This window comes from Candidatus Sericytochromatia bacterium, assembly GCA_035285325.1.
GTDB lineage: Bacteria > Cyanobacteriota > Sericytochromatia > S15B-MN24 > JAQBPE01 > JAYKJB01.
Window position 1 is genome coordinate 1 of the sequence record JAYKJB010000068.1, and the last position, 3,234, is coordinate 3,234.

Below are 3,234 nucleotides of genomic sequence, written 5' to 3' on the forward strand. Positions count from 1 at the left end.
AGTGGGTGCCTTCGGCGACCAGACGGAGGGCGAGCGGCGTCTTGTCCACGTAATAGTGGTCGTCCTCGCGAATCTTGGCGAAGGTTTGAATGCCGATGGGCAGCTTCTTGCGATGCATGGCGCCTCCATGCGTATGGTAGCACGCCCCATGGGGCGCGAACCCTGTCCGTCGGTCCTGCCTCGGCCATCTGGCGGGTGACCCGGGAGGTGTTGCCTGGAACCGTCGAGTCAGGCCTGGCGGCTGTCGGCGGCCTGCGCCACGTACCAGGGCAGGGCCGCCGTGAGGCCCTCGGCCAGCGAGTGGCTGGGCTGATAGCCGAGCAGGCGCTGGGCCTTGCCGATGTCTGCCAGCGAGTGGCGCACGTCGCCATCGCGGAAGGCCTGGTAGCGCGGCGACAGCTTTTCAGCCTGAGGCACCCAGGGCGCCAGCCCCGCCTGAATCAGTGCATAGAGCTCGTTCAGGCTGGTGCGTTGCCCGCAGGCCACATTGTAGACTTGGTTGGCGGCCTCGGGGTGGTCGCTGGTGCCGGCCAGCAGGTTGGCCTGCACCACGTTGTCGACGTAGCAGAAGTCGCGGCTGGTCTCGCCATCGCCGTTGATCGTGCCGGGTTCGCCCTGGAGCAGGCTGGCAATCCAGCGCGGAATCACGGCGGCGTAGGGGCCATCCGGTCGCTGGCGGCGACCGAACACGTTGAAGTAACGCAGCCCGATCACCGAGACGCCGTAGGTGCGGGCGAAGACCTCGGCGTAGACCTCGTCGACCCATTTGGTGACGGCATAGGGCGACAGGGGCCGTCCGGTCACGTGTTCCACCTTGGGCAGGCCGGGGTGGTCGCCATAGGTGGAGCTGGAACCCGCATAGACGAAGCGTTGCACGCCTGTGTCGCGGGCGGCGATCAGCATGTTGAGGAAGCCGTCGACGTTGGCCCGGTGCGAGGTGAGCGGGTCGGCAATCGAGCGGGGGACGGAGCCCAGCGCGGCCTGGTGCAGCACGATGGCGCTGTCGCGGCAGGCGCGCTGGCAGATGGCGAGATCCGTGATGTCCCCTTCGAGGAACTCGAAGCGCTGCCAGGCCGCCTCCCCCACCGTGGCGCGCACGTCCGCCAGGGTCTGGCGCAGACCGGTGGCGAAGTTGTCGAGCCCCACCACGCGCTGGTCGAGTTGCAGCAGGGCTTCAACCAGGTTGGCGCCGATGAAGCCGGCGGCCCCCGTGACCAGCCATGTGCGCGGCGCCTGGCGCAGCGCAGCCTGAAGCTGAGGGGGGCAACTCGACATCAGAGGCTCCAGTAGGTGAGGCTGGCCGGAACCGTGTCAGCTGCCAGCATCGATTTGACGTCCACCACCACGCCGCCGGGGCGCACGCCCGCGAGCAGCGCGGCCGCTTGTTCCCGATAGGCCCGATGCGGCACGGCCAGCACGAGGGCATCCAGATCCTGAAAAGCCTCTTGCGGCGAGAGCGTCAGGCCGTATTCGTGCCGGACCTCGTCGGCCTCGGCCAGCGGGTCGTGCAGCAGGGGCGTGATGCCGTATTGCTGGAGTTCCGCCAGGATGTCCGGCACCCGGCTGTTGCGGATGTCGGGCACATTCTCCTTGAAGGTCAGGCCCAGCACGCCCACGCGGGCGCCCTTGATGGCGCGGTCAGCGTGAATCAACATTTTGACCAGGCGCTGGGCGATGAAGGCCCCCATGCCGTCGTTGATGCGGCGCCCGGCCAGGATCACCTGGGGATGGTAGCCGGTGGCCTCGGCCCGGGCCGTGAGGTAGTAGGGGTCGACGCCGATGCAATGTCCCCCCACCAGGCCCGGCGTGAAGGGCAGAAAATTCCACTTGGTCCCTGCGGCAGCCAGCACGTCGCGCGTGGGGATGCCCAGACGGTCGAAAATCAAGGCCAGTTCGTTCATCAAGGCGATGTTGAGGTCGCGCTGGGTGTTTTCGATCACCTTGGCGGCCTCCGCCACCGCGATCGAGCTGGCGCGGAAGACGCCGGCCGGGACGATGGCGCCGTAGGCGGCGGCCACGCGGTCCAGGGTCGGGGCGTCCTGGCCGCTCACCACCTTCACGATGCGCTCCAGGGTGTGTTCCTTGTCGCCCGGGTTGATGCGCTCCGGCGAGTAGCCCAGCGTGAAGTCGATGCCGCAGCGCAGCCCCGAGACCTCGGCCAGGATCGGGCCGCAGACCTCTTCCGTGAGGCCCGGGTAGACGGTCGACTCGTAAACCACCACGGCCCCGGGCTGAAGTGCCTTGCCGACGGTGGCCGAGGCGGCCCGCAAGGCGCGCAGATCCGGCTGGCGGTTGTCCATGATCGGGGTGGGGACCGCCACCACGAAGAAGGTTGTGCCCGCGAGTTCGGCCGGGTGGTCGGTGATCTTCAGGGTCGAGGCGCGCAGCACCTCCGCGGCGACCTCCCCCGTGCGGTCGAGGCCCGCGCGCAGTTCGGCCACCTTGGCGGTGTTCACATCGAACCCGACCGTGTCCGGGAACTGGCGGGCGAAGGCCAGGGCCACGGGCAAGCCCACATAGCCCAATCCGATGACGGCAACTTTTTCATTCATCCGCTTGGCTCATTTCTGTCAGCAATCAGGAGGTGCCCTTATTGTTCTCCAGCCAGGCTTGAAACATCAAGACGCACCAGAGTTCGTGCTGGGCGTTGACGCGACCGGACAGATGGGCCTGCCAGCGCTCTCGCACGGGCTCTGCCCGGAAAAAGCCTTCCTGGCGCAGGCGGGCGGGGTCGAGCAGGCTCTCGGCCCAGTCGCGCAGCGGGCCGCGCAGCCAGCTGTCGAGCGGCACGCCGAAGCCCATCTTGGGGCGCTCGATCAGGCTGCGCGGCACGTAGCGGTCCAGCACCTGGCGCAGCAGCCATTTTCCCACGCCGTCTTGCAGCTTGTAGGCCAGTGGCAGCCGCCAGGCAAATTCCACCACCCGGTGGTCCAGAAAGGGCACGCGCGTTTCGAGGCTCACGCCCATGGCCGCGCGGTCGACCTTGCACAGGATGTCATCCGGCAGGTAGGTGACCAGGTCACTGGCCATCATGTCCTGCACGAAGTGCCCCGTTTCCGGCAGCGACCAGGCCGCTCCGGGCGCTGGCGGCGTCAGGCCTTCGATCACCCGCTCGGGGTGTTGCCAGATGCTGACCAGCTTGCCGTACAGGTCGGCGGTCGAGCCGGCCGTCATCACGGTCGCGCCCTTGTGCAGCTTGTCGCCGATGCCGGCGCTGGCCAGCCGGGCCGGCAA

General features: G+C 68.1%; 4 protein-coding genes. All 4 read right to left on the reverse strand.

Annotated features, from left to right (window positions below; genetic code table 11):
- The coding region (locus VKP62_09795) for an AAA family ATPase (protein MEB3197482.1) at positions 1 to 118 on the reverse strand (118 nt) is incomplete at its 3' end.
- A 110-nt stretch (positions 119 to 228) separates the two neighbouring features.
- Positions 229 to 1,275: an SDR family oxidoreductase gene (locus VKP62_09800; GenBank protein ID MEB3197483.1), complete on the reverse strand. Its 1,047-nt coding sequence runs from the start codon at positions 1,273 to 1,275 to the stop codon at positions 229 to 231.
- The gene (locus VKP62_09805; protein ID MEB3197484.1) at positions 1,275 to 2,552 is read right to left on the reverse strand and encodes a nucleotide sugar dehydrogenase; all 1,278 of its coding nucleotides are present in this window, start codon (positions 2,550 to 2,552) and stop codon (positions 1,275 to 1,277) included. Before VKP62_09805 ends, VKP62_09800 begins: the two co-directional genes overlap by 1 nt.
- Before the next feature lie 25 nt (positions 2,553 to 2,577).
- Positions 2,578 to 3,234, reverse strand: a 657-nt coding sequence (locus tag VKP62_09810) for an asparagine synthase C-terminal domain-containing protein (protein MEB3197485.1), incomplete at its 5' end; no start/stop codon positions are given.

Bases quoted from the DNA above. Each gene is read 5' to 3' on its own strand.
- VKP62_09800 (MEB3197483.1), bottom strand. From the start codon at position 1,275: ATGTCGAGTTGCCCCCCTCAGCTTCAGGCTGCGCTGCGCCAGGCGCCG.
- VKP62_09805 (MEB3197484.1), bottom strand. From the start codon at position 2,552: ATGAATGAAAAAGTTGCCGTCATCGGATTGGGCTATGTGGGCTTGCCC.